The organism is Krasilnikovia cinnamomea, from assembly GCF_004217545.1.
GTDB lineage: Bacteria > Actinomycetota > Actinomycetes > Mycobacteriales > Micromonosporaceae > Actinoplanes > Actinoplanes cinnamomeus.
Genome location: NZ_SHKY01000001.1, coordinates 7,061,021 through 7,084,006, shown reverse-complemented (window position 1 = coordinate 7,084,006; position 22,986 = coordinate 7,061,021). Strand labels below are relative to the sequence as shown.

The window sequence follows — 22,986 nt, the reverse complement described above, 5'->3', positions numbered from 1 at the left end:
AGCGCACCGTCGCGGACCCGTCCCCGGTCCCGGCACCGTCCCGCACCGGCGCGTGAACCGGCGCCGCACCGCTCGCCTCGCGCTGGCCGCAGCGCTGGTGACGAGCCTGATCGCGCCGCCCGCCGGCGCCCTCGCCGCCCGGGCCGAGCGTGCCCCGGAGCCGAGCACGGCCGTCATGGCCCACTGGGGCTCTGACCGGGCCGCCTCCGCCGAGCAGTACTACTTCGTACTCCCGGACCGCTTCGCCAACGGCGACACCCGCAACGACCAGGGCAAACTGTCCGGAGACCGGCTGAGCACCGGGTACGACCCCACGGACAAGGGCTTCTACCACGGCGGCGACATCAAGGGCATCATCGACCGCCTCGACTACATCCAGGGCCTCGGCACCACCGCCATCTGGCTGGCCCCGGTGTTCAAGAACCGGCCGGTCCAGATCAACGGCTCCGACACCTCCGCCGGGTACCACGGCTACTGGATCACCGACTTCACCCAGGTCGACCCGCACTTCGGCACCAACGCCGACCTCAAGCGGCTGGTCAGCCTCGCGCACAAGCGCGGCATGAAGATCTTCCTGGACATCATCGTCAACCACACCGCCGACGTCATCAAGTACAAGGGCGACAAATACGAGTACGTCGACAAGGCCACCACCCCGTACCGGGACGCGCAGGGGCGCCCGTTCGAGGACCGGAACTACACCGACGGCACCTTCCCGGACGTGAACACGAAGTCGTTCCCGTACACCCCGGTCTTCACGAACCCCAAGGACGCGAAGGTCAAGACCCCGGCCTGGCTGAACGACCCGACCCTGTACCACAACCGGGGCAACTCCAGCTTCGTCGGCGAGAACAGCGAGTACGGCGACTTCGGCGGCCTCGACGACCTGTGGACCGAACGCCCCGAGGTCCTCCGCGGCATGACCAAGATCTACGCCGACTGGATCGCCGACATCGGCATCGACGGCTACCGCATCGACACGGTCAAGCACACCGACCTGCCGTTCTGGACCCGGTTCTCGCGCGACATCACGAAGGCCGCGCGGCAGGCCGGCAAGCCCGACTTCTTCATGTTCGGCGAGGTCTACAGCGGCGACCAGGAGGTCGAGTCCACGTACGTGCGGCGCGGCGGCCTGCCCGCCACCCTGGACTTCTCCTTCCAGTCCGCGGCGTCCGGCTTCGCCAAGGGCGACGGCTCCGCCAAGGCCCTCGCGGACGTGTACGCCAAGGACGACCTGTACACCGCCCGCGACACCGGCGCCGACCGGCTGCCCACGTTCCTCGGCAACCACGACATGGGCCGCATCGGCTCCTTCATCGCCAAGGGTGGCGCCGACCCGGCCACGTTCCTGCGCCGCGACCAGCTCGCCCACGAGCTGATGTTCCTCACCCGCGGCCAGCCGGTGATCTACTCCGGTGACGAGCAGGGCTTCACCGGCCCCGGCGGGGACAAGGACGCCCGGCAGGACATGTTCGCCAGCAAGACCAAGGACTACCTGGACGACGACCTGATCGGCACGGACCGCACCCACGCGGTCGACAACTTCGACACGAACCACCCGGTGTACCGGACGATCGCCGCCCTGGCGGCGCTGCGCAAGGCCCACCCGGCGCTGCGCGAAGGCCTTCAGCTCACCCGGTACGCTGCCGACGGCGCGGGCGTCTTCGCCACCTCCCGCATCGACCGCGCCAACCGCACCGAGTACCTGGTCGCGGCGAACAACGCGGCCACCGCGCAGACCGTCACCGTGGACACCTGGACCCCGTCCGCCGGCTTCGCCGCGCTGTACGGAGCCACCGGCGCCCTCTCCTCGGGCGCCGACGGCAAGGTGAACATCACGGTCCCGGCCCTGTCCACGGTCGTGTACCGCGCCGGCACCCCGGTCGCGGTGCCCACGGCCGGGCCCACGGTCGCCTTCACCGCCCCGGCCACGGACGCCCTGGTGCCCTCGCGTACCGAGCTGGTCGCGCAGACCACGGGCGACCCGATGGCCACGGTCACCTTCGCCGCCCAGGTCGGCACCGGCCCGTGGCAGCTGCTCGGCACCGCCCAGCGGGCGCCGTACCGGGCGTACCACGACCTGAACGGCCTGGCCGGCGGCACCGAGCTGCGCTACAAGGCGGTCGTGCGCGACAGCAAGGGCCGCACCGCCTCCACCACCACCCGCGCCCGCGTCGGCACGCCGGTCACCGCGGCCGGGCCCGGCTACGCGCTGGTGCACTACCAGCGCCCCGCCGGCGGCTACGACGACTACGGCCTGTACGCCTTCGGCGACATCGACCCCTCCGCGCAGACCACCTGGCCGCAGGGCCAGCCGTTCGCGGGCGAGGACTCGTACGGCCGGTTCGCCTGGGTGAAGGTCAAGCCCGGTGGCACCAAGGTCGGCTTCATCGTGGTCAGCAAGGACGGCCAGAAGGACGTCGAGCAGGACCGCTTCATCGACCCCACCAAGGACGCCGAGGTGTGGGTCAAGCAGGGCGACGCCACGGTGTACCCGACCCGGCAGGCCGCCACCGGCAAGCCCGACCCGGAGCAGGACGAGAACACCGCGATCGTGCACTACCGGCGCGCCGACGGCGACTACTCCGGCTGGGGCATGCACGTCTGGGACGGCGCGGCCAGCCCCACCGACTGGAGCAGCCCGCTGCAGCCGTCCGGCACGGACGCGTTCGGCGCCGTGTTCCGGGTGCCGCTGTCGGCCGGTGCGAAGGGACTCAACTACATCCTCCACAAGGGCGACACCAAGGACCTGCCCGCCGACCAGCGTCTCGACTTCGGCAAGGCCGGACGCGAGGTGTGGTTGCTGGCGGGCGAGCCGCAGCGGCTGCTCCCGCAGGAGGCGGTCGCCGGGGTCGGCGAGATCGACCTGGCCAAGAGCCGGGCGGTCTGGCTCGACCGCACCACGATCGCCTGGAAGACCGGCACCGCCGGTTCGCTGGACGCGATCGGGGCCGCCACCGACGGCCGCGTCTACGACCTCGTGTACGCCCCGGCGGGCGGCCTCAGCGTCGCCGACGGCGAGCTGACCGGCGCGCGCCAGAGCCTGCGGCTGACCGCGGTCCGCACCGGGCTCACCGAGGCGCAGCGCGCGAGGTACCCGCACCTGTGGCAGTACACCGCGTTCACCCTGAACAAGCGCGACCAGCGCCGGGTCGCCGAGGCCCTGCGCGGGCAGGTCGCGGTCACCGAACGCGACGCGGCCGGCAAGCTGCGCTCGGCCACCGGCGTCCAGGGCGCCGGCGTCCTCGACGACCTGTACGCCGGCGCCACCGCCGCCCGTCTCGGCGCGACCTTCGACGGCGGCCGTCCCACCCTCGCGGTGTGGGCGCCGACCGCGCAGGACGTGACGCTGGAACTGTCCGACACCCCGGCCGCTACGCCGCGCACGGTCGAGATGACCCGAGACGACCGCACGGGCGTCTGGTCGGCCACCGGCGCCCGCGACTGGACCGGCAAGTTCTACCGGTACCGGGTCACCGCGTGGCAGCCCGCCGCGCAGAAGGTGGTCACCGCGTCGGTCACCGACCCGTACTCGGTGGCGCTGTCGGCGGACTCCACGCACAGCCAGATCGCCGACCTCGCCGACCCGAAGCTCACCCCCGCGGGCTGGTCGGGGCTGCGTAAACCGGCCGCCGTGCCGTCCGCGAAGATCCAGGTCTCGGAGCTGTCCGTCCGCGACTTCTCGATCGCCGACAGCACCGTGCCGGCGGCCGAACGCGGCACGTACGCGGCCTTCACCCGCCCGAACGCGGCGGGCATGACGCACCTGCGTCAGCTGGCCCAGGCCGGCACCACCCACCTGCACCTGCTGCCGGTGTTCGACTTCGCCACCACGCCGGAGAAGCGGGCCGACCAGAAGCAGCCCGCGTGTGACCTGCCGAAGCTGCCCGCGGATTCCGACGAGCAGCAGAAGTGCGTCGCCGCGGTCGCCGACGCCGACGGCTACAACTGGGGCTACGACCCGCTGCACTACACCACCCCGGAAGGCGGCTACGCGACCGACCCCTCGGCGCGCACCCGCGAATTCCGGCAGATGGTGGCCGGTGTCAACGGCGCCGGGCTGCGGGTCGTCATGGACGTGGTCTACAACCACACCTCGGCCGCCGGCACCGGCCCGCACTCGGTGCTCGACCAGATCGTGCCCGGCTACTACCACCGGCTGCTGGAGGACGGCAGCGTCGCCAACTCCACCTGCTGCGCCAACACCGCCCCGGAGAACGCGATGATGGGCAAGCTCGTCGTCGACTCCGTGGTCACCTGGGCCAAGGCGTACAAGGTGGACGGTTTCCGGTTCGACCTCATGGGCCACCACCCCAAGGCGAACATCCTCGCGGTGCGCGCCGCCCTGGACCGGCTCACCCCGGCCAAGGACGGCGTCGACGGCAGGAACATCTACGTCTACGGCGAGGGCTGGAACTTCGGCGAGGTCGCGGGCGACGCCCGCTTCGTGCAGGCCACCCAGGCCAACCTGGCGGGCACCGGGATCGGCACGTTCAACGACCGGCTGCGCGACGCGGTCCGGGGCGGCGGCCCGTTCGACGGCAACCCCCGTATCCAGGGCTTCGCGTCGGGCCTGTTCACCGCGCCCAACGGTGACCCGGTCAACGGAAGTGCCGCCGACCAGAAGGCCCGGCTGCTGCACTACCAGGACCTGATCAAGGTCGGGCTCTCCGGCAACCTGGCCGGGTACCGGTTCACCGACAGCGCGGGGCGCCAGGTCACCGGCGCCGAGGTCGACTACAACGGCTCCCCGGCCGGGTACAACGCGGCGCCCGGCGAGGCGATCACGTACGTCGACGCGCACGACAACGAGATCCTGTACGACGCGCTGGCCTACAAGCTGCCGCAGGGCACCTCGGCGGCGGACCGGGCCCGGATGCAGACCGTGGCGCTGGCCACCACCGCCCTCGGGCAGGGGGCCGGCTTCGTCACCACGGGCAGCGAGCGGCTGCGTTCCAAGTCGCTGGACCGCAACTCGTTCAACTCCGGCGACTGGTTCAACGAGATCCTCTGGGACTGCGCGGGCGGCAACGGCTTCCGCAAGGGCCTGCCGCCGGCCAAGGACAACGAGGACAAGTGGAAGTACGCCAAGCCGCTGCTGGCCGACGCGAAGCTCGTGCCGGACTGCGCCGCGGTGCGGTTGGCCGACGCCCGCTACGCCGAGCTGCTGAGGATCCGGCAGTCGTCGCCGGTGTTCGGGCTGCCCACCGGGGCCGAGGTGCAGAAGCGACTGTCGTTCCCGCTGTCCGGCGCCGCGGAGACCCCGGGTGTCGTGGTGATGCGGCTTGACGGGCGTGGCCTGGACAAGCGCTGGTCGTCGGTCACCGTGGTGTTCAACGCCACCCCGGCGGTCGTGAAGCAGACCGTACCGGCGATGAAGGGCGCGAACGTCGGGCTGCACCCGGTGCTGCGCGGCTCGGCCGACCCGGCGCTGCGCACGGCGTCGTTCGACCGGGCGACGGGCACCTTCACCGTCCCGGCGCGGGGGGTGGCGGTCTTCGTCCAGAACTGAATCCGGACGAGAACGTGAGGCACCCCGGCCGCCCCCGCCGGGGTGCCTCACCGTCCGCGGCGACCGCGCGGGTCAGCGCGGCTGTGGCACCCACCGGTCGCCGAGCAGGCTCTGCAGCGCCAGCACCACCAGGCCGATCACGAAGGCCGACAGAATGCCGAGGAGCAGACCGCGCACGCCGCGGTCGCGCTGGTCTTCGTCACCGGGCGCGGCGGTCGTGCGCGACCACGGATGGTCGCGGAACATCCAGAACAGCATCCCGAGCCCGTACGGCGCGACGGTGACCAGCCAGAACCAGTACCACCGGGTGCCCAGCCGGGGGGCCGGACCGGCCACGAGCACGCCGATGAACAGCAGCCCGAGCGACGCCTCGATCCCGGTGACGATCGCCGGACGGCCGACGTCGCCGAGCGCGTTGTCCAGGCCCGCGTCCCGCAGCTCCTTCGCCAGGGCGGCGGCGCCGACCCCGGCGTACTGCTTCTCCAGGGCGGCGCCCGTGGCCATGACCTCGCCGAAGTCGGTGGTGTCCGTCCAGTGCCAGCGGCCGTCCGGGGTCCGCCACGCGAACAGCGGCCCCAGCGTGTCGGAGGACTGCAAGCCGTAGTCGTCGAACCAGCGCCGGGTGTTGCCGTCCCAGCGGTCGCCCCACTGGTAGGTCGTCACGCGGCCCGCGGCCACGTCCGCCCGGGCCTGCGCGTAGCTCTGCTGGCGGGGCGCCGTCCACCAGGCGGTCGCCGCGGCCAGCACCCACAGCCCGACGACGGCGATCCGCAGCACCGCCCACCACGGCCAGCGCGCGAGCGGACGCACACGATCCTCCCCGGATTGATCACTGTCAGCGGGAAGGGATCGTACTGGTTGTCGCGGCCGCGTGGCGTACCGCAATCCTGCGGACGGGCGCGAGTTCGCGCGGGCACCGCACGGGCACGGGCGGTGAACCGAATTCGTGCAGAAGACGTATCACCGGACGTGCGCCACTTGGCGCCACCCGCACCGCCCGCTCCGCACGGATCCGTTCGTGCGCCGGACCAAAGGATCTTCGGGTTGTCGCTGCTCACGCGCCTTCGTCCCCGGCCTGACCAGGAACACGCGACCCCGGAGGCTTCGCCGACCAGCCGCTCGTGGCGTAGCGTGCCCGGCCACGTGCTCACCGTTGCGGCCGCGGTGCTGGTGTTCCTCGCCCTGGTCGTGCCGGAGGGCATTCTCCGGCACCGACCGGGCGTGTTCCTGCCCGGCGCGTTCCTGCGCATCCCGCTCGAGGGCATCCTCGGGGCGGCGCTGCTCATCGCGGCCCCCGCCCGGGCGCGCCGGCCCCTGGCGGCGGTGCTCGGTGCCGGGCTGGGCGCCCTCGCGGTCCTGAAGGTCGTCAACATCGGCTTCCTGGTGGTGCTCGGCCGGCGTTTCAATCCGGTGCTGGACTGGCCGCTGTTCGGCGACGGCTACCGGGCCCTGGCGGAGACCTCGGGGCGGGCGGGAGCGATCGGGGCGGCGGTCGGGGCCGTCCTCGGCTCGGCCGCGCTGGCGGTCGGGCTCACCCTGGCGGTGCTGCGGCTGGCCCGGCTCACCGCCCGGCACCGGCTCCCGGCCCGGCGGGCGGTCACGGCCCTGCTGGCCGCGTGGATGGTGTTCGCGCTGACCGGTACGACGCTGTTCCCGGCCGCGCCGGTGGCCTCGGACAGCGCCGCCGGGCTGGCCAAGCGGGCGTTCGTCACCGTGCCGGCCGCGCTGCGTGATCGGGCCACGTTCACCGCCGAGGCGCGGGTGGACGCGTTCGCCAAGACCCCGCCCAGCGAGTTGCTCACGGCCCTGCGCGGCAAGGATGTGGTGATCGGCGTGGTGGAGAGCTACGGCCGGTCCGCGCTGTCCGACCCGCTGATGGCGGGTATCGTCGGCCCCGCGCTCGCCGCCGGCGACAAGCAGCTCGCCGCGGCCGGCTTCGCCGCCCGCAGTGGCTACCTCACGTCATCGACGTACGGCGGCGGCAGCTGGCTGGCGCACGCCTCGTTCCAGTCCGGACTGTGGATCAACAATCAGCAGCGGTACCGGCAGCTGGTCTCGGGTGACCGCCTGACGCTGACCAACGCGTTCCACAAGGCGGGCTGGCGCACGGTGGGTGTCGAGCCCGGCAACACGGTCGCCTGGCCGGAGGCCAAGTTCTACGGCTACGACGAGGTCTACGACTCCCGCAACATGGGCTACCGCGGCCCCCGCTTCGGCTGGTCGCGCATGCCGGACCAGTTCACGCTGGCGGCCTTCCAGCAGAAGGAGTACGGCCGCCGGCACGCCCCGCTGATGGCCGAGGTGACGCTGACCTCCAGCCACGAACCGTGGACGCCGGTCCCGGACATGGTCGACTGGGACGCGGTCGGCGACGGCACGATCTACGGCCCGATGGCGCAGCGCGGCGAGGACCGCTCCGTGCTGTGGAAGAAGTCGAAGCAGGTCCGCACGGAGTACGCCCGCTCGGTCGTCTACTCGGTGGGCAGCCTCGTGTCGTGGGCCGAGCGCTACGGCGACAAGGATCTCGTGCTGGTCATGTTCGGCGATCACCAGCCGATCTCGCTGGTCAGCGGCCACGGTGCCAGCCACGACGTGCCGGTCACCATCGTCGCCAAGGACCCGGCCGTACTCGATCGCATCGCCGGCTGGGGGTGGAGCCCCGGGCTGAACCCGGGCCCCGCCGCGCCGGTGTGGAAGATGAGCGACTTCCGCGACCGCTTCCTGACCGCGTACGGCAAGGGCGCCGAGCCCACCCGCTCGCCGCACTGACCGCCCCGGACTAGGCCGGCAGGATGATGTGCTCGTCGAGTCCCTTGCCGGTGCCGACCAGCTCGCATGCCCGGGCGGAGATCAGCCGGGCGGGGTGCTCGAGCAGTTCGCGGGCACCGTGGTCGTCGCCGATCGGCCGCACCCCGAGCAGGCGCTCGCCGCGGGCCGCGATGTCCCCGGCGAGTTCGGGGAAGGAGCAGTAGACGGCGCGGTTCTCCGCCGAGCCGAGGTATTCGAACGGGCCCGAGCCCGCCAGCGGCTGCAGGTTGATGCCGAGCATCGCCATGTTGCGGTACGCGCGGCGGTCCAGCATGGTCACTACGTGCCGGACCTGGGCGCGGGCGCCGGCGACCAGGAACGTGCGGTGGATCAGCGAGCTGACCATCAGCTGTGACTGGCCGCCGCGGTACTGCGGCAGCACCGCGACGGTGGTGTAGTCCCACGCCTTCTCGCCGGTCATGCCGTGGGTGGCGAGGATGGCCTCGGCGGGAACGCCGATGTGCGCGGGTGCGTCGTCGACGGTCTTCAGGCCGATCCCGGTGCCCTCGACGATCCGGCCGGCGCCGGCCGGGACACCGTCCTTGCAGTCGATGATGACGAAGAACAGGCTGCGGTCCTCGTACGGGCCGTACTCGGCGAGCATCACGGCGGTGTCGTTGCCGAACGCCTCCTCGAAGATCAGCCGTTCGACGGTGCGCCCCACGTTGGCCAGCGGGTGGTCGTTGGCGACGACCGCGGAGATGAACCGGCTGGTCTGGCCGGGGTGGGCGGCGAGGTAGGCGGTGACGCGGCGCCGCACCTCGGCGGTGTCGAGGTCGTAGCGGACTTCGGTGGTGGTCTGCACGGTTCAGAACTCCTTGGCCACGATCTCGGTGGTACGGAAGTACTCCCGGGTGAACTCGATGACGGCCTCGGGGTCGAACTGCTTACACGTATAAACATCGACGCTGAAGAACTGGATCGGGCGCTCCCACGAGTAGAAGTGGGCGCCGGAGGTCTCCCAGTGGATCCAGCCGGCCCAGCCGTACAGGTCGCTGATGTGGGTCACCGGCTCGATCAGCGTGATCATGTCGGTCACGACCGAGAGCTTCTGCAGGTACTCCTTGATGTGCTCATCGGTGATCACGAATGTGGGGTATCCCTCGACGACCAGCCGCTGGCGGGTGATGGACGGGGCGAGGTCCTTGAACTCGAGCACGGGGAGCCTTTCGGGTTTGGGAGCCGTCAGTACCGCCTCGCGTGACGACTTGCCATCACTGATCGTGGTGGCGTGGCGCGCGGTGGGCCGCATCCGAACTCCTGGGACCGGGTGAACTGGGTAAAACCGGCGTAGCTGGCTTATGCACCAAATCTAGCAATTCATTACGGACCGTCAACCCATCTCCAAGCACGACTACTCAGCGTCATGGGACCGCTCCGCCCTCGCGGTGGTTCGGGTACGGTTCCGCTGACCTCATGCGACCCAGGACGCGGCAGCGGCCCCAGTGATTCGGTCTGCTGGGGAGGAGGGCGATGGCGGGGCACGGAGCTCGTGAAGGGCCCGAAGGGAAGGGAAGAGGACGCACGCTCGAGCCGGGTTAACCGGATCACATCCGGCCGACATCACCCAGAGCTGTGTTGACCCCGCACGAGAGCGCCAACAAGGGGTGGCAGCGCCGCGTCAGGCGGTGCGGTCGACGGTGACGGTGCCCAGCCCGGCCACCGCGTCGACGTCGAGGCGGTCCGTGGCCCCCGCGAAGTCGGCGGTGGCGACGGAGCCGCCGCGCGGCACGCCGTCGCGGACGCGGCCGTCGATGACGACGCGGTTCGCCCCGCCGCCCGCGCGGATCCGCAGCGGGCATCCGGCCGGGGCGTGCAGGCGCAGCTCGTTGACGCCGGCGCCGACGCGCACCGGCACGGTGCCGCCCGGGCGGGGCAGGGTCAGCTCGACCCGGGCCGCTCCGCCGGCCAGATCGACGGCGGCGAGGCGGGCCGCCCCGAGGTCCAGTCGCGCCTCGGTGACGCCGGCGGTGGTCCGTACCGTCCAGCGCACGTCCAGGTCGAGGGTGATCTCCACGGCCGGGGCGCCCTGGGCCGGTGTCACCCGCACGACGGTGCCCGCGCGGTCCGCGCGGGCCCGCCCGCCGCTGACCCGTACGAGGTCGCGTCCGGTGTCCGCGACCCGGACGCGGATGCTGGTGGTGGCACCGGCCAGTTCGAGCCGCGCGGCCCGCGCCCGGGTGGGGGCCGACGACGGGGTCCGCCCGGGCGCCGCGAGCGTGGTCGGCGCGGCCCGGGTCTGCCCGGGTCCGACGGAGATGGGTGGCGGGTCGGTGTCCGGGTCGCGGGTCAGCGCCGCGAGCACCACCGCGCTGCCCGCCAGCAGCGCCACGGCCAGCGTGCCGCCCAGCCACACCACGATGCGGCGCGGCTTCGGCGGCGCCGCGATGATCCGCGGCCCCTCGTCCGCCGCGACCTGCCCGGCGTCCTCGGCTTGCCCGACCACCCGGGTGCCGGTCGGTGCGGACTTGTCCACGGCGTCTCCTGGGCGTGCGGCGGCGCGCGGCGTCCCGCCACGCTGTCCGGGAGAGTACGGACGGCGCGGTCCACCGGATCAGCACGCTCCGTGGCGGGCCGGGCGCGTCCGCTGCGGTGTTCCCGCGGATCGGAAATGCTGGGTGCATGCCCGCGCACCCTGAGCCGCCCGCCCGGTCACCGTGGCGCTCGCGCCGGCTCGACCCGGACGCCGGGCGAGGGCTGCCGCTCACCCTGGCCACGGCGTCGTTGCTGCTGTGCGGGCCGTTCGCGCTGCTCACCGTGCTGGTGGTGAGCGGATGGGGACCGCTGCTGGCTGTGGACGACTGGGTCACGGCCGGGCTGCACGGCTATGCCCTGCGGCATCCGGCGTGGGTGCACTCGATGGCTGCGATGAGCGCGGTGTTCGGGCCCAACTGCCTGCGCGTGGCCACCGCCGTGCTGGTGGTGTGGCTGTTCCGGCGTCGGCGGCGCCAGCTGGCGGTGTGGGCGGCCGTCACGATCGCGGCCGGCGGTCTGCTCGCGCTGGCGGTGCGGCTGCTCGTCCGGCGCAGCCGCCCCGACCTGCCCGATCCGGTGGCGCGGGTCGAGGGGTACGCCTTCCCATCCGGGCACGCGATCAGCGCCGCGCTGGCCGCCGGGGTGTTCCTGCTGATCCTGCTGCCGTCCACGCGGGGGCGGCCGGGACGGCGCGTGCTGCTCTGCGTCGGCGCGGCGGCGGTCGCGGTGCTGACCGGGGTGAGCCGGGTCGCGCTGGGGGTGCACTGGAGCAGCGACGTGCTGGGCGGGTGGGTGCTGGCCGCCGTGGTGTTCGCGGCCACCACGGCCGGGTTGACGGCCGCGCGCGCACGGCGCGGCCGTCCGGCCGTCACAGGTACAGGTCGACGCCCCGGCCGTCGCTGAGGTTGGCGACCACCAACTTCATCGGCAGATCCGAGGAGACCAGCGCGTTGAGCAGGTCGGCCTGTGCGTTGACCTGCGCCTGCTGCGAGTACGGGTCCTGCTGCTGGCCTGCTGCGATTACCGCGAACGGCGTGGAGCCGATGGCACCGACGGACATGACCACCTCCGGGGTAGGAACAAGATGATCTCAGTCATCGTCCGGCGCCGGGAGAACCTGAAGAAAACCGTGGCCCGGGTTGAGCCGCGCTTGAGCTTGTCCGACCCCGCGTTTGCGCTTCAGGTGCGGTGCTGTGAGCGGCGCAACTCCCGCGGGGTGACCCCGAACCAGCGTCGCGCCGCGCGGGTCAGCGCGGACTGTTCGGTGAGGCTGACCATCGCGGTGACCTGGGACAGCGGCACGTCGCTGCGGGCGATCAGCTGGTACGCGGCCGCGCGCCGGGCGTCGTCGAGCAGCGCGGCGAACGTGGTGCCCTCGGCGGCGAGGCGGCGCTGCAGGGTCCGCGGGTGGGTCTGCAACTGCCGGGCGATCGCCGCGATGTCGATCGGGGCGGAGCCCAGCGACTGCGCCAGCAGGTGCTGCACCCGGGCGCTGACGGTCTGGCCGGGTGCGGGGTAGTGGTGGGTGAGGTAGTCCAGGGCGATGTCGCGCAGCACCTGGTCGCCGCCGGGGACGGGGGTCGCGGTCAGGTGCGCGGGCACGCGCAGGACGGCGGCGGGTTTGCCGAACCGCACGTCGGCGCCGAAGAACGCGGTGTACCGGGCCACCGGCGCCAGCGGCGGGTGCGGCAGGTGCACCGAGCGCAGCCCGTACGGTCCGCCGTGCAGCAGCACGATGATCCGGTGGAACAGGCCCACGCCGAGGTCGAGTGCCTGCGGCGGCAGCGTGTCGTCGGTGCCCGCGTAGCGCAGTCCGATCACTCCGGCCTGGCCGGCGGGGTCGGGGATCCGCGACACGGCCAGTGCCGGGCTGTGTACGAACAGGTACCGGGTGGCGCAGTCGAGTGCCGCGCCGAAGGTGGGTGAGTTCTCGATGGCCACGGCCAGCGGCCCTAGCACGGTCATGTCCTGCTGTTCGGCCAGCCGCAGCCCGAGGTCGGGGCAGGCCAGTTCGGCGGCCGCGGTCTCCAGGATCCGGTCGGCCGTGGCCGCGCCGATCACCGCGTCGTCACTGTCCAGCGCGGCCGGTGGCACCCGGAAGCGGGCCAGCAGGGCGGCGCCGTCGCCGCCCAGGTCGTCCACGAGGTGCGGTAGCCCGCGCAGACCGGCAGCGCGAACCATCGATCCCATGTCGCCTAAGGTTAAATGAGTGTCGCGCAAAGGCAAGTCCCGCGTGGATGGGTGCCCGAGACTGAGCGGAACCAGCGCGGCGATCGAAGGAGTCCGATGTGCTGACGGAACACCTCGACGTCCTCGTCATCGGCGCCGGCCTCTCGGGGATCGGCGCGGCGTGGCGGTTGCGCCACGAACGCCCCGGCATCCGGTACGCGGTCCTGGAGGCGCGCTCCTCGATCGGCGGCACCTGGGATCTTTTCCGCTATCCGGGCGTACGGTCCGATTCGGACATGTACACGCTCAGCTATCCGTTCCGCCCGTGGCGCGGCACCGAGACGATGGCCTCGGGCGCCAGCATCCGCCAGTACATCCGCGACACCGCGGACGAAGCCGGCATCACCGGCCATATCAGGTTCAACACGCGGGTGCTCAGCGCCGAGTGGTCGTCGGTCGCCGCCCGCTGGACCGTCCGGGCGGCCGTCGGCACCGACCCGCAACCGCAGACCTACACCTGCGACTTCCTGTACTCCTGCACCGGCTACTACGACTACGCCCACGGCCACGAGCCCGACTTCCCCGGCCTGGCCGACTACACCGGCCGGTTCGTGCACCCGCAGTTCTGGCCGGAGGACCTCGACCACACCGGCAAGCGGGTCGTGGTCATCGGCAGCGGCGCCACGGCGGTCACCATCGTGCCCGCGATGGCCGGCGCCGCCGCGCACGTGACCATGCTGCAGCGCTCCCCGTCGTATCTGACCCCGCTGCCGGCCACCGACGTGGTGGCCCAGGGGCTGCACCGGGTGCTGCCGGCCCGCGCCGCGTACCGCGCCGCCCGGGTCAAGAACATCCTGCTGGCGCAGGGCTTCTACCAGCTCGCCCGGCGTCGCCCGGAGCGCGTCCGGCGGATCCTGCGCCGCTTCGCCGTGCGCCACCTCGGCGACCCCGCGTACGTCGACGAGCACTTCACCCCCACCTACCAGCCGTGGGACCAGCGCCTGTGCGTCGTGCCCGACGGCGACCTGTTCGAGTCGGTACGGCAGGGCCAGGCCTCCGTGGTCACCGACCACATCGACCGGTTCGTGCCCGAGGGCATCAGACTGGCCTCCGGCGAGATCCTGGACGCCGACATCGTGGTGTCCGCCACCGGCCTGTCCCTGCTGGCGCTCGGCGGCGTCACGCTCAGCGTGGACGGCGAACCGGTCGACATCCCAGCGCGGATGACCTACCGCGGGGTCATGCTCGGCGGCGTGCCGAACTTCGCCTACTGCATCGGCTACACCAACGCCTCCTGGACCCTGCGCGCCGACCTGTCCTCCCGGTTCGTCTGCCGCCTGCTGACCTACCTGGACCGCCACGGCTACGCCAGCGCCACCCCGGTGCCCCCGGTCGGCGGCCGCCGCCGCCCGCTGCTCGACCTCAGCTCCGGCTACGTGCAACGCGGCGTGGACCGCTTCCCGGCACAGGGTGAACGGGACCCGTGGATCGTGCGGCAGAACCACCTGCGCGAGGCGTTCACCACGCCACGCGCCGACGTCAGCCGCGACATGACGTTCACCCGGCGCGCCACCCCCGCCGCCCCGGCCGACTCCACGCTGGAGGACATCGCCCCATGACCCGCCTCAGCCCGTACCGTTTCGCCGGGCGCACCGCCGTGCTCACCGGCGCCGCCAGCGGCATCGGCGAACAGCTCGCCCACGGCCTCGCCGCCCGGGGCAGCGACCTGGTCCTGCTCGACCGCGACGCGCTGCGCCTGGACGCGGTCGCGGAGGCGCTGCGCACGGCATACCCGGGCGTCACGGTACGGACGCACGTCGTGGATCTCGCCGACCGCGCCGCCGCGGTGGCCGCCGCCGAGCGGATCCGCGCCGAGCACCCCGCGATCAACCTGCTCATCAACAACGCGGGCGTCGCGCTGGGCGGCCGGTTCGAGCAGCTCACCCTCGAGGAGTTCGAGTGGGTGATGGCGGTCAACCTCAGCGCCCCGCTGGTGCTCATCCACCACCTGCTGCCCGCCCTGGCCGCGGCCCCCGGCAGCCACCTCGTCAACGTCTCCAGCCTGTACGGCCTCATCGCCCCGGCCGGGCAGTCCGCGTACAGCTCCAGCAAGTTCGCGCTGCGCGGGCTCAGCGAGGTGCTGCGCGGCGAGCTGCGCGGCCGTGACATCGGGGTGACCACGGTGCACCCCGGCGGCATCCGCACCCGGATCGCCGAGACCGCCCGCGTCGGGGTCAACGTCTCCGCCGAGGAGTCCGAACAGGGCAAGCAGATCTTCCGCGCGATGCTGACCTTCCCGCCGGAGAAGGCGGCCGAGCAGATCCTCGACGGCGTACGGCGCCGCCGCGCCCGGGTCCTCATCGGCGCCAGTGCGAAGCTGCCCGACGTGCTGGCCCGGATCACCCCGGCCCACCACATGCGCGTCATCCAGGCGCTCACCGCCGCGGTGGTCCGCGCCGCCGCGAGCCGCACCAGACCCGGTGCCGAGCAGCCCACCACCGGACAGGAGGCCGCCCGATGACCGCGACCGTCGACGCCCCCGGCACCACCTACGTCTCCGTCCGCGGGGTCCGCATCCGGGTCCGCGAGACCGGCGACCCGGCCGGCCCGCCCGTGCTGCTGCTGCACGGCATCGGGCGCAGCCTGGAGGACTGGGCGCCCCAGCACGACCGCTTCGACGCCGAGTTCCGGGTGCTGAGCGTGGACCTGCCCGGCTACGGGCTGTCCCAGCGGATGCCCGAGACCACCACCCTGGCCACGCTCGCCGACGGCGTCGCCGCCACCCTGGACTCGGTGGGCGAGCGGCGGCCGGTGCACCTGATGGGCAATTCCCTCGGTGGCGCGGTCGCCCTGCAGATGCTGGCCCGCGACCCGTCCCGGGTGCAGACCCTGGCGCTGGTGAACAGCGCCGGGTTCGGCCGTGGGGTCACCTCGATGCTGCGCGTGCTGGCCGTCCCCGGGCTGGGCCGGATGCTGCTGAGCCGCACGGACCCGCGGACCGCGCGGCACGTCGAGCGCCAGCAGTTCCACGACCGCGCGTACGCCACCGAGGCCCGCATCGCGCACGCCCTGCGGGTCGCCGCCCAGCCGGACCGGGTGCCGGTGTTCCTGGAGACCGCCCGGGCCCTGGGCACCTTCCGCGGCGTCCGGCCGGCCTGGCGCTCCACGCTGCTGCGGGAGGTGGCCGCGCACCCACGCCCGACCCTGATCGTGTGGGGCGACCGCGACCTCATCCTGCCCGCCACCCAGCTGGCCGCCGCCCGTACGGCCCTGCCGCACGCGCGCTCGCACATGTTCGCCGACACCGGGCACATGCCCCAGATCGAACGCGCGGACGACTTCGCGGCGCTGGTGCGCCGTTTCCTCGCCGAAGCGCAGACCGAGGCACCGGCCTGACGAGGGGATCGCCGCGCTGTATCGGAGGCCGGGTGTGGGGTTCCGCTACGCCTAACGAACGTTAAGCTTGGTGCCGTGACGGTCGATCGCATACTTCCCACGGACGAGGCGTACGAACTGATCGGGCTGGCCCAGGAGATCGCCGACGGCGAACTGGCGCCCCGGGTCGACGACTTCGAGGCACGCGGTGAGTTCCCCCGCGAGGTGCTGCGTACGGTGGGGCGGGCCGGGCTGCTCGGCCTGCCGTACCCCGAGGCCGACGGCGGCGCGGGCCAGCCGTACGAGGTCTATCTGCAGGTCCTGGAGGTGCTGGCCGGGCGCTGGACGGCGATCGCCGAGGCGGTCAGCGTGCACACCCTGTCGTGCTTCCCGGTTGCCGCGCACGGCAGCGAAGGCCAGCGCAAGATGCTGCCCGACATGCTCGGCGGTGACCTGCTCGGTGCGTACTGCCTGTCCGAGCCGCAGGGCGGCTCGGACGCGGCCAACCTGGCCACCCGCGCGGAGCGCGACGGCGACGACTGGGTGCTCACCGGCACCAAGGCGTGGATCACCCACGGCGGCCAGGCCGATTTCTACAACATCTTCTGCCGTACGGGCGGGCCGGGCGCCTCGGGCATCTCCTGCGTGCTGGCCGACCGCGACACGCCCGGGCTGCTGCCGCAGAAACCGGAGAAGACCATGGGCCTGCGCTCGTCGCCGCCCGCGCAGATCGTCCTCGAGGGTGCCCGGGTGCCCGGCGACCGCCTGGTCGGCACCGAGAACGGCGGGTTCCGCATCGCGATGGAGGCCCTGGACGCCGGGCGTCTCGGCATCGCCGCGTGCTCGGTGGGGCTGGCCCAGGCGGCGGTGGACTACGCGGCCTCGTACGCCCGGGAGCGCGAGCAGTTCGGCCGCCCGATCGCGGAGTTCCAGGGGCTCAGCTTCATGCTGGCGGACATGGCCACCCAGGTGTCGGCGGCCCGGGCGCTGATGCTGGCGGCGGCGCGGCTCAAGGACGCCGGGCGGCCGTTCTCGGTGGAGGCGGCGAAGGCCAAGCTGTTCGCCACGGACGTCGCCATGCGGGTGACCACGGACGCGGTGCAGGTCCTGGGCGGGTACGGCTTCGTGGCCGACCACCCGGTGGAGCGCTGGTTCCGCGAGGCCAAGGTGATGCAGATCGTCGAGGGCACCAACCAGATCCAGCGGCTGGTGATCGGACGGTCGCTGACGCGCGGCTGACGTCGGGCGCTCCAGCTTCGACCGGTATCTTGACGCCGTGGAAGAGATCGATCGGGCGATCGTCGGCGCCCTCACGGTGGACGGGCGGCTGTCCTATACCGACCTGGCCGAGCGGGTGGGCCTGAGCGTGTCCGCGGTGCACCAGCGGGTGCGGCGGCTGGAGCAGCGCGGCGTCATCGGCGGGTACACGGCCCGGGTCTCCTACGAGGCGCTGGACCTGCCGATGACGGCGTTCGTGGCGATCCGGCCGTTCGACCCGTCGCAGCCGGACGACGCCCCGGAGCGGCTGGCCCACCTGGCGGAGATCGACTCCTGCTACTCGGTGGCGGGGGAGGACTTCTACCTGCTGCTCGTGCGGGTGGCCAGCCCGGCGGATCTGGAACGGCTGCTGCAGGAGATCCGTACGGCGGCCAACGTCACCACCCGCACCACGGTGGTGCTGTCCACGCCGTACGAGAACCGCCCTCCGAAGATCTTCCCCACGGACTCCTCTTCCACCTAGCCTCCTAGGACGGCGTAGGCGACGAGCGCCCGATCACCCCTCGAACGACCGCGATGGATGGCGCACCCCGCCCGTGGGTACGGGTACCGCAGGAGTCGATTGCGGTCCCGCGAAGGGGGAGGCCATGCCACAGCAGTCCTGGAGCAGTAAGCGCGAACGGCAGTACGAGCACATCAAGGAGAGCGAACGGGAGCGCGGCCGTTCGACGGACCGGGCGAAGGAGATCGCCGCCCGTACGGTGAACAAGCAGCGCGCCGAGTCCGGCGAGGCCCGTTCGAGCGGTCGCTCGAAGGAGGCCCTGTACGCCGAGGCCAAGCGCCGGCACATCACGGGTCGCTCGAAGATGACCAAGGCCGAGCTCGAACGCGCCCTGAGATGAGGCACCCGCTCCTATTTCACAGGATCCTAGGACGCCGTACGGGGTGTGCGTCCCGTCTCGGCACGACGCCCAGGGGGTTTCAAGTCGGAGCCCTCCGGGCACTGAATTTCCCCGAAAGGCAAGAACTTCCGTTTCGAGTCGCCACTGGAGGTTGACGATGAGCTTCACCGACAAGATCAAGAATGAGGCGGAGGAGCTGACCGGCAAGGCGAAGCAGAAGATCGGCGACGCCACCGACAACGAGCGCCTGCAGGCGGAGGGCCAGACCCAGGAGACCTCTGCGCATGCGAAGCAGGCCGGTGAGCACGTGAAGGACGCCGGTCGCGACGTGCGCGACGCGTTCAGCTGAGTCATCGGAGCTTCCGGCTGAAGACGACAACGGCCCCCGGGAACACCCGGGGGCCGTTCGCGTGTGCTCGGCTCAGGCGGTCGCGGCGCCGTCCTCCTGCTGCTTGCGCCACCACTGCTGGCCGGACTCCGGCAGCGTGTCGATCGGGTCGTAGTACGCGTAGAGCTTGCTGAGCGCCTCGGTGTCGTCGGCCTCGATCGAGGTCCGGTAGTTCTTCGTCCAGTACGAGATGCCGTGCTCGCGGTCGTACTCGGAGACCATGTGCACCCAGCGCTTGCCGACGAACGGGACGTCGCAGACGATCCGGGGGGTGGCGTAGCCGGGCAGGTAGCCCATCATGTCGTGCTGCAGCTGCTGGGCGTACCAGACCGGGACGCGCCAGTGCTCGGCGTTGGGGATCATGTCGCACATGTAGAAGTAGTACGGCAGGATGCCGGCCTCGCCCTGCAGCCCGAAGCACAGGTCGAGCAGGTCCTCGGTGGTGGCGTTGACGCCGCGCATGAGCACGCCCTGGTTGCGCACGTCGCGGACGCCGACCTCGATGAGGGTACGGGCGGCCTGGGCGACCAGCGGGGTCAGCGAGTTGACGTGGTTGACGTGGGTGTGCACCGCGAGGTTGACGCCGCGCCGTTCGGCGGTGATGGCGACGCGGTGCAGGCCCTCGACGACGTCGGACTGCAGCCAGTGCTGGGGCAGGCCCATGAGTGCCTTGGTGGCCAGCCGGATGTCGCGGACGGTGGGCACGCTCAGCAGGCCCATGAGGTAGTTCTCGAGCTGCTTCCACGGCACGTTGGCGACGTCGCCGCCGGAGACCACGACGTCGCGGACGCCGGGGTGGGCCTTGAGGTAGGCGAGGTGGGCGTCGTAGCGGTCGACCGGCTTGAGGGTGAGCTTGAGCTTGTCGACGGTGGGGGTGCTGTTGCCGACCAGGTCCATGCGGGTGCAGTGGCCGCAGTACTGGGGGCAGGTGGAGAGCAGCTCGGCCAGGACCTTGGTGGGGTAGCGGTGGGTGAGGCCCTCGGCGACCCACATGTCGTGCTCGTGCAGGGAGTCACGGGTGGCGTGGGGGTGCGACGGCCAGTCGAGGTGGCGGTCGGTGGCCACGGGGATCATGTACCGCCGGATGGGGTCGGCGTAGAAGGACTCCGTGTCGGGGGTCTTGTCCGGCACCATGGTGTTGAGCATCTGCGGCGGTACCAGCATCGACATGGTGGCCAGGCGCGCCATGTCGGCTTCGAGGTCGGCGTAGAAGCGCTCGTCGAGCAGGTCGCCCATGACGGCGCGCAGCTGCTTGATGTTCTTGACGCAGTTGACGCGCTGCCATTGGGCGGATTCCCACTGGGCGGCGGTGACGTCGCGCCAGCCGGGGAAGCGGGTCCAGTCCGGTTCGACCAGGGTGCGGCGCTGGTACTCGTAGGGCTGCCCGGTGGTGGGGATGGCAGCACCCGTGGGGATCTGAGTCAACGGGTCCTCCTGGGTCGGCTGTGTGGACGGCTAGACCATACTGGAGAATCTTCGGTCTAGAAACCATCGGTCCGTAGGATTTACGGTAGTGCAGCTTCACGACAGTTTTGTTTCAGGTGAGGGTGGTGGGAATGTCGTTTCCGGTGGGTTTGTCGCGGGTGGTTGAGCCGGCGGGTGTGTTGCCTCAGGCCGCGTGGCGGCTGGATCCCCGCCCGCAGCTGGGCGCCGACGAGGTGCGTATCCGGGTGGAGCGGCTGAATCTGGACGCGGCGAGCTTCCGGCAGCTGGCGGAGAAGCACGGTGGTGACGGGGCCGCGGTCCGCGCCGAGGTGCTGGAGATCGTCGGCACGCGCGGCAAGATGCACAACCCGGTGACCGGCTCGGGCGGGATGCTGATCGGCACGGTCGACGAGGTCGGCCCGGAGTCGCCGCTGCCGGTGAAGGTCGGCGACCGGGTGGCGACCCTGGTGTCGCTGACCCTGACCCCCCTCGCCATCACGGACGGGCTGGCCGGGTGGGACGGGCGCAGCGAGCAGGTGCCGGCGCAGGGTCACGCGATCCTGTTCGGGCGTTCGGTGGTGGCGGTGCTGCCCGACGACATGCCCGGGGAGTTGGCCCTGGCGGTGTTCGACGTGTGTGGCGCCCCGGCGTTGACCGACCGGGTGGTGCGCGGGCACGCGGCGAACGGCCCGGTGAGTGTGGCGGTGCTGGGCGGCGCCGGTAAGAGCGGGTCGCTGGCGTTGACGGCGGCGCGGCTGGCGGGCGCCCGTACCGTCGGGGTGGTCGTCTCGGAGGCCGAGCGGGACACGCTGACGGCGGCCGGGTTGGCCGACGAGGTCGCGATCGCGGACGCCCGCAATCCGGTGGCGGTGTCGTCGGCGGTGGCGCAGGCCCTGGGCGGCCCGGCGACCGTGACGGTCGTGTGCGTGGACGTGCCGGGCTGTGAGCACGGGGCGATCCTGGCGACGGCGAACGGCGGCACGGTGATCTTCTTCTCGATGGCGACGAGTTTCTCGGCGGCGGCGTTGGGCGCGGAGGGCCTGGCGGCGGACGTGACGATGCTGGTGGGCAACGGGTACGTGCCGGGTCACGCGGAGTTCGCGGTGGATCTGGTGCGGCGTTCCCCGGCGGTCCGCGCGCTGTTCGAGGCGCGGGTCGCGGGACACTGACGTCCATGACTGATTCCCCCTCGGTGCGGTATGTCAACGGCAGGTTCTATTCGGCGGCGGAGCCGCGGGCCACGGCGATGCTGGTGCGTGACGGCCGGGTCGCGTGGCTGGGTGCGGCGGAGCAGGCGCCCGTGGCGGACGTGACGGTGGATCTCGATGGGGCGCTGGTGACCCCGGCGTTCGTGGACTCGCATCAGCACGCCACCGACACCGGCCTGGTGGCCGACGGGTTGAACCTCTCGGGGGTGCGTTCGGCGGGTGAGCTGCTGGACGCGGTGGCGCGGTTCGCGGGGTCGCGGCCGGGTGACGCGGTGGTGCACGGGCACGGCTGGGACGAGTCGACGTGGCGGGAGCAGACTCCGCCGTCGGCGGCGGAGCTGGACCGGGCGGCGGGTGGGCGGCGGGTGTATCTGACGCAGGCGTCGGTGCATTCGGCGTTGTGTTCGTCGGCGTTGCTGGCGCGGGCCGAGGGTGTGCCCGGGTACGACGCGTCCGGGTGGCTGCGGGAGCAGGCGCATCACGCGGTGCGGGCGGTGGCGTTGGGCTCGTTGAGTGCGGCGCAGCGTACGGCGGCGCAGCGGGTCGCGTTGGCGCAGGCGGCGTCGCGGGGGGTGGCGGCGGTGCACGAGTGTGGTGGGCCGGGCACTTCCAGTGAGGCGGATTTCCTGTCGGTGCTGGCGTTGTCGGGTGCAGGGTTGCCGCAGGTGTTCGGGTACTGGGGTGAGCTGGGCGGTGCGGCGCGGGCCCGGGAGCTGGGTGCGTTGGGCGCGGCCGGTGATCTGTACGCGGATGGTGCGCTGGGGTCGCGGACGGCGTCGTTGCGGGAGCCGTACGCGGACGGGTCGGGGTGTGGTGAGGCGTTTGTCTCCGCGGAGCAGGCCGCGGAGCACATCCTGGATTGTGTGCGCGTGGGTGTGCAGGCGGGTTTCCACGCGATCGGGGACGCGGCGATCGAGGCGGTGCTGGAGGGTTTCGCGCTGGCGGCGCGGCAGGTCGGGGTGGATCGGTTGCGGGAGGGCCGGCATCGGGTGGAGCACCTGGAGCTGGCGGACAAGGCGATGATCGCGCGGCTGGTGGAGTTCGGCCTGGTGGCGAGTGTGCAGCCGGTGTTCGACGAGTTGTGGGGTGGTCCGCGGCGGATGTATGCGCAGCGGTTGGGGGTGGCGCGGGCGATGGCGTCGAATCCGATCGGGGCGATGCATGCGACGGGGGTGGCGTTGGCGTTCGGGTCGGACGCTCCGGTGACGGCGCCGGATCCGTGGGCGATGGTGGCGGCCGCGGCGGCGCCGCGTAATCCGGTTTTCCGGATGGGTGTGCGTTCGGCGTTCGCGGCGAGTACCCGGGGCGGGTGGCGGGCGGCCGGGGTGGACGACGCGGGGGTGCTGGTGCCGGGGGCGGCGGCGACGTTCGCGGTGTGGGACACGCCGGGTGGGACGGCTGAGGGGCTGCCGGCGCTGTTGGTGGACGCGGAGGGTGTGGTGCCGGCGCGGCCGGTGTGCCGGCGCACGGTGCTGCGCGGCGAGACGATCTTCGAGGGTTGACGGG

19 protein-coding genes are annotated in these 22,986 nt (G+C 72.2%); 12 read left to right on the top strand and 7 right to left on the bottom strand.

Annotated elements, in window-relative coordinates; all coding sequences use genetic code 11:
• Window positions 1–52 precede the first annotated feature (52 nt).
• Window positions 53–5,512, top strand: a complete 5,460-nt coding sequence (gene pulA / locus EV385_RS31320; RefSeq protein ID WP_242625177.1) for a pullulanase-type alpha-1,6-glucosidase — start codon at window positions 53–55, stop codon at window positions 5,510–5,512.
• 72 nt (window positions 5,513–5,584) lie between these two features.
• Here pulA and EV385_RS31315 read toward each other — a convergent pair whose 3' ends face one another.
• Window positions 5,585–6,322, bottom strand: coding sequence for a hypothetical protein (locus EV385_RS31315; RefSeq protein ID WP_130512712.1), 738 nt, complete (start codon window positions 6,320–6,322; stop codon window positions 5,585–5,587).
• Between the two features lie 234 nt (window positions 6,323–6,556).
• Here EV385_RS31315 and EV385_RS31310 point away from each other — a divergent pair, with 234 nt between their 5' ends.
• Entirely contained in the window at window positions 6,557–8,281 is a 1,725-nt protein-coding gene (locus EV385_RS31310; protein WP_242625176.1) for a sulfatase-like hydrolase/transferase, read from the top strand.
• Window positions 8,282–8,291: 10 nt separating this feature from the next.
• Here EV385_RS31310 and EV385_RS31305 read toward each other — a convergent pair whose 3' ends face one another.
• From EV385_RS31305 to EV385_RS31295, 3 genes are all read right to left on the bottom strand, one after another.
• On the bottom strand, window positions 8,292–9,125 hold the full coding sequence (locus tag EV385_RS31305; RefSeq protein WP_130512711.1) for a hypothetical protein: 834 nt from the start codon (window positions 9,123–9,125) through the stop codon (window positions 8,292–8,294).
• A gap of 3 nt (window positions 9,126–9,128) precedes the next feature.
• A complete protein-coding gene (locus EV385_RS31300) occupies window positions 9,129–9,572 on the bottom strand; it encodes an S-adenosylmethionine decarboxylase (protein ID WP_130512710.1) in 444 nt (147 codons plus the stop codon).
• Between the two features lie 369 nt (window positions 9,573–9,941).
• Window positions 9,942–10,796 (bottom strand): hypothetical protein, encoded by an 855-nt coding sequence (locus EV385_RS31295; RefSeq protein ID WP_130512709.1) that lies wholly within the window; start codon window positions 10,794–10,796, stop codon window positions 9,942–9,944.
• A 146-nt stretch (window positions 10,797–10,942) separates the two neighbouring features.
• On the opposite strand from EV385_RS31295, the gene EV385_RS31290 reads away from it, so the two are divergent.
• On the top strand, window positions 10,943–11,698 hold the full coding sequence (locus EV385_RS31290) for a phosphatase PAP2 family protein (RefSeq protein WP_130512708.1): 756 nt from the start codon (window positions 10,943–10,945) through the stop codon (window positions 11,696–11,698).
• Here EV385_RS31290 and EV385_RS31285 read toward each other — a convergent pair.
• Both EV385_RS31285 and EV385_RS31280 read right to left on the bottom strand, forming a co-directional pair.
• Window positions 11,664–11,855 carry a hypothetical protein gene (locus EV385_RS31285; RefSeq protein WP_130512707.1) on the bottom strand — a complete coding sequence of 64 codons (192 nt, stop codon included), beginning with the start codon at window positions 11,853–11,855 and terminating at the stop codon, window positions 11,664–11,666. The two genes, EV385_RS31290 and EV385_RS31285, sit on opposite strands and share 35 nt — an antisense overlap.
• A 119-nt stretch (window positions 11,856–11,974) precedes the next feature.
• Complete coding sequence (locus EV385_RS31280; protein ID WP_165449667.1) at window positions 11,975–12,985, bottom strand: AraC family transcriptional regulator; 1,011 nt, start codon at window positions 12,983–12,985, stop codon at window positions 11,975–11,977.
• A gap of 98 nt (window positions 12,986–13,083) precedes the next feature.
• On the opposite strand from EV385_RS31280, the gene EV385_RS31275 reads away from it, so the two are divergent.
• The 7 genes from EV385_RS31275 (at window position 13,084) to EV385_RS31245 (ending at window position 18,808) form a co-directional block, all read left to right on the top strand.
• The gene (locus EV385_RS31275; protein WP_423203090.1) at window positions 13,084–14,583 is read left to right on the top strand and encodes a flavin-containing monooxygenase; all 1,500 of its coding nucleotides are present in this window, start codon (window positions 13,084–13,086) and stop codon (window positions 14,581–14,583) included.
• On the top strand, window positions 14,580–15,485 hold the full coding sequence (locus EV385_RS31270; RefSeq protein WP_130512706.1) for an SDR family NAD(P)-dependent oxidoreductase: 906 nt from the start codon (window positions 14,580–14,582) through the stop codon (window positions 15,483–15,485). The genes EV385_RS31275 and EV385_RS31270 overlap by 4 nt, the downstream gene beginning before the upstream one ends.
• Complete coding sequence (locus tag EV385_RS31265) at window positions 15,482–16,360, top strand: alpha/beta fold hydrolase (protein ID WP_130512705.1); 879 nt, start codon at window positions 15,482–15,484, stop codon at window positions 16,358–16,360. Before EV385_RS31270 ends, EV385_RS31265 begins: the two co-directional genes overlap by 4 nt.
• A 75-nt stretch (window positions 16,361–16,435) precedes the next feature.
• The gene (locus EV385_RS31260) at window positions 16,436–17,578 is read left to right on the top strand and encodes an acyl-CoA dehydrogenase family protein (protein WP_130512704.1); all 1,143 of its coding nucleotides are present in this window, start codon (window positions 16,436–16,438) and stop codon (window positions 17,576–17,578) included.
• 37 nt (window positions 17,579–17,615) lie between these two features.
• Window positions 17,616–18,080, top strand: coding sequence for an Lrp/AsnC family transcriptional regulator (locus EV385_RS31255; RefSeq protein ID WP_130512703.1), 465 nt, complete (start codon window positions 17,616–17,618; stop codon window positions 18,078–18,080).
• A gap of 124 nt (window positions 18,081–18,204) precedes the next feature.
• Window positions 18,205–18,459: a plasmid stabilization protein gene (locus tag EV385_RS31250; protein WP_130512702.1), complete on the top strand. Its 255-nt coding sequence runs from the start codon at window positions 18,205–18,207 to the stop codon at window positions 18,457–18,459.
• A gap of 157 nt (window positions 18,460–18,616) precedes the next feature.
• Complete coding sequence (locus EV385_RS31245; protein WP_130512701.1) at window positions 18,617–18,808, top strand: CsbD family protein; 192 nt, start codon at window positions 18,617–18,619, stop codon at window positions 18,806–18,808.
• Between the two features lie 72 nt (window positions 18,809–18,880).
• Here EV385_RS31245 and EV385_RS31240 read toward each other — a convergent pair whose 3' ends face one another.
• Window positions 18,881–20,272 carry a KamA family radical SAM protein gene (locus tag EV385_RS31240; protein WP_130512700.1) on the bottom strand — a complete coding sequence of 464 codons (1,392 nt, stop codon included), beginning with the start codon at window positions 20,270–20,272 and terminating at the stop codon, window positions 18,881–18,883.
• Between the two features lie 131 nt (window positions 20,273–20,403).
• On the opposite strand from EV385_RS31240, the gene kdd reads away from it, so the two are divergent.
• Window positions 20,404–21,441: an L-erythro-3,5-diaminohexanoate dehydrogenase gene (gene kdd / locus EV385_RS31235; protein WP_130512699.1), complete on the top strand. Its 1,038-nt coding sequence runs from the start codon at window positions 20,404–20,406 to the stop codon at window positions 21,439–21,441.
• A gap of 5 nt (window positions 21,442–21,446) precedes the next feature.
• On the top strand, window positions 21,447–22,982 hold the full coding sequence (locus tag EV385_RS31230; protein WP_130512698.1) for an amidohydrolase: 1,536 nt from the start codon (window positions 21,447–21,449) through the stop codon (window positions 22,980–22,982).
• Window positions 22,983–22,986: the final 4 nt, after the last annotated feature.

Bases quoted from the DNA above. Each gene is read 5' to 3' on its own strand.
- EV385_RS31265 (WP_130512705.1), top strand. From the start codon at position 15,482: ATGACCGCGACCGTCGACGCCCCCGGCACCACCTACGTCTCCGTCCGC.
- EV385_RS31285 (WP_130512707.1), bottom strand. From the start codon at position 11,855: ATGTCCGTCGGTGCCATCGGCTCCACGCCGTTCGCGGTAATCGCAGCA.
- EV385_RS31250 (WP_130512702.1), top strand. From the start codon at position 18,205: ATGCCACAGCAGTCCTGGAGCAGTAAGCGCGAACGGCAGTACGAGCAC.
- EV385_RS31300 (WP_130512710.1), bottom strand. From the start codon at position 9,572: ATGCGGCCCACCGCGCGCCACGCCACCACGATCAGTGATGGCAAGTCG.
- EV385_RS31245 (WP_130512701.1), top strand. From the start codon at position 18,617: ATGAGCTTCACCGACAAGATCAAGAATGAGGCGGAGGAGCTGACCGGC.
- EV385_RS31290 (WP_130512708.1), top strand. From the start codon at position 10,943: ATGCCCGCGCACCCTGAGCCGCCCGCCCGGTCACCGTGGCGCTCGCGC.
- EV385_RS31280 (WP_165449667.1), bottom strand. From the start codon at position 12,985: ATGGGATCGATGGTTCGCGCTGCCGGTCTGCGCGGGCTACCGCACCTC.
- EV385_RS31270 (WP_130512706.1), top strand. From the start codon at position 14,580: ATGACCCGCCTCAGCCCGTACCGTTTCGCCGGGCGCACCGCCGTGCTC.
- EV385_RS31230 (WP_130512698.1), top strand. From the start codon at position 21,447: ATGACTGATTCCCCCTCGGTGCGGTATGTCAACGGCAGGTTCTATTCG.
- kdd (WP_130512699.1), top strand. From the start codon at position 20,404: ATGTCGTTTCCGGTGGGTTTGTCGCGGGTGGTTGAGCCGGCGGGTGTG.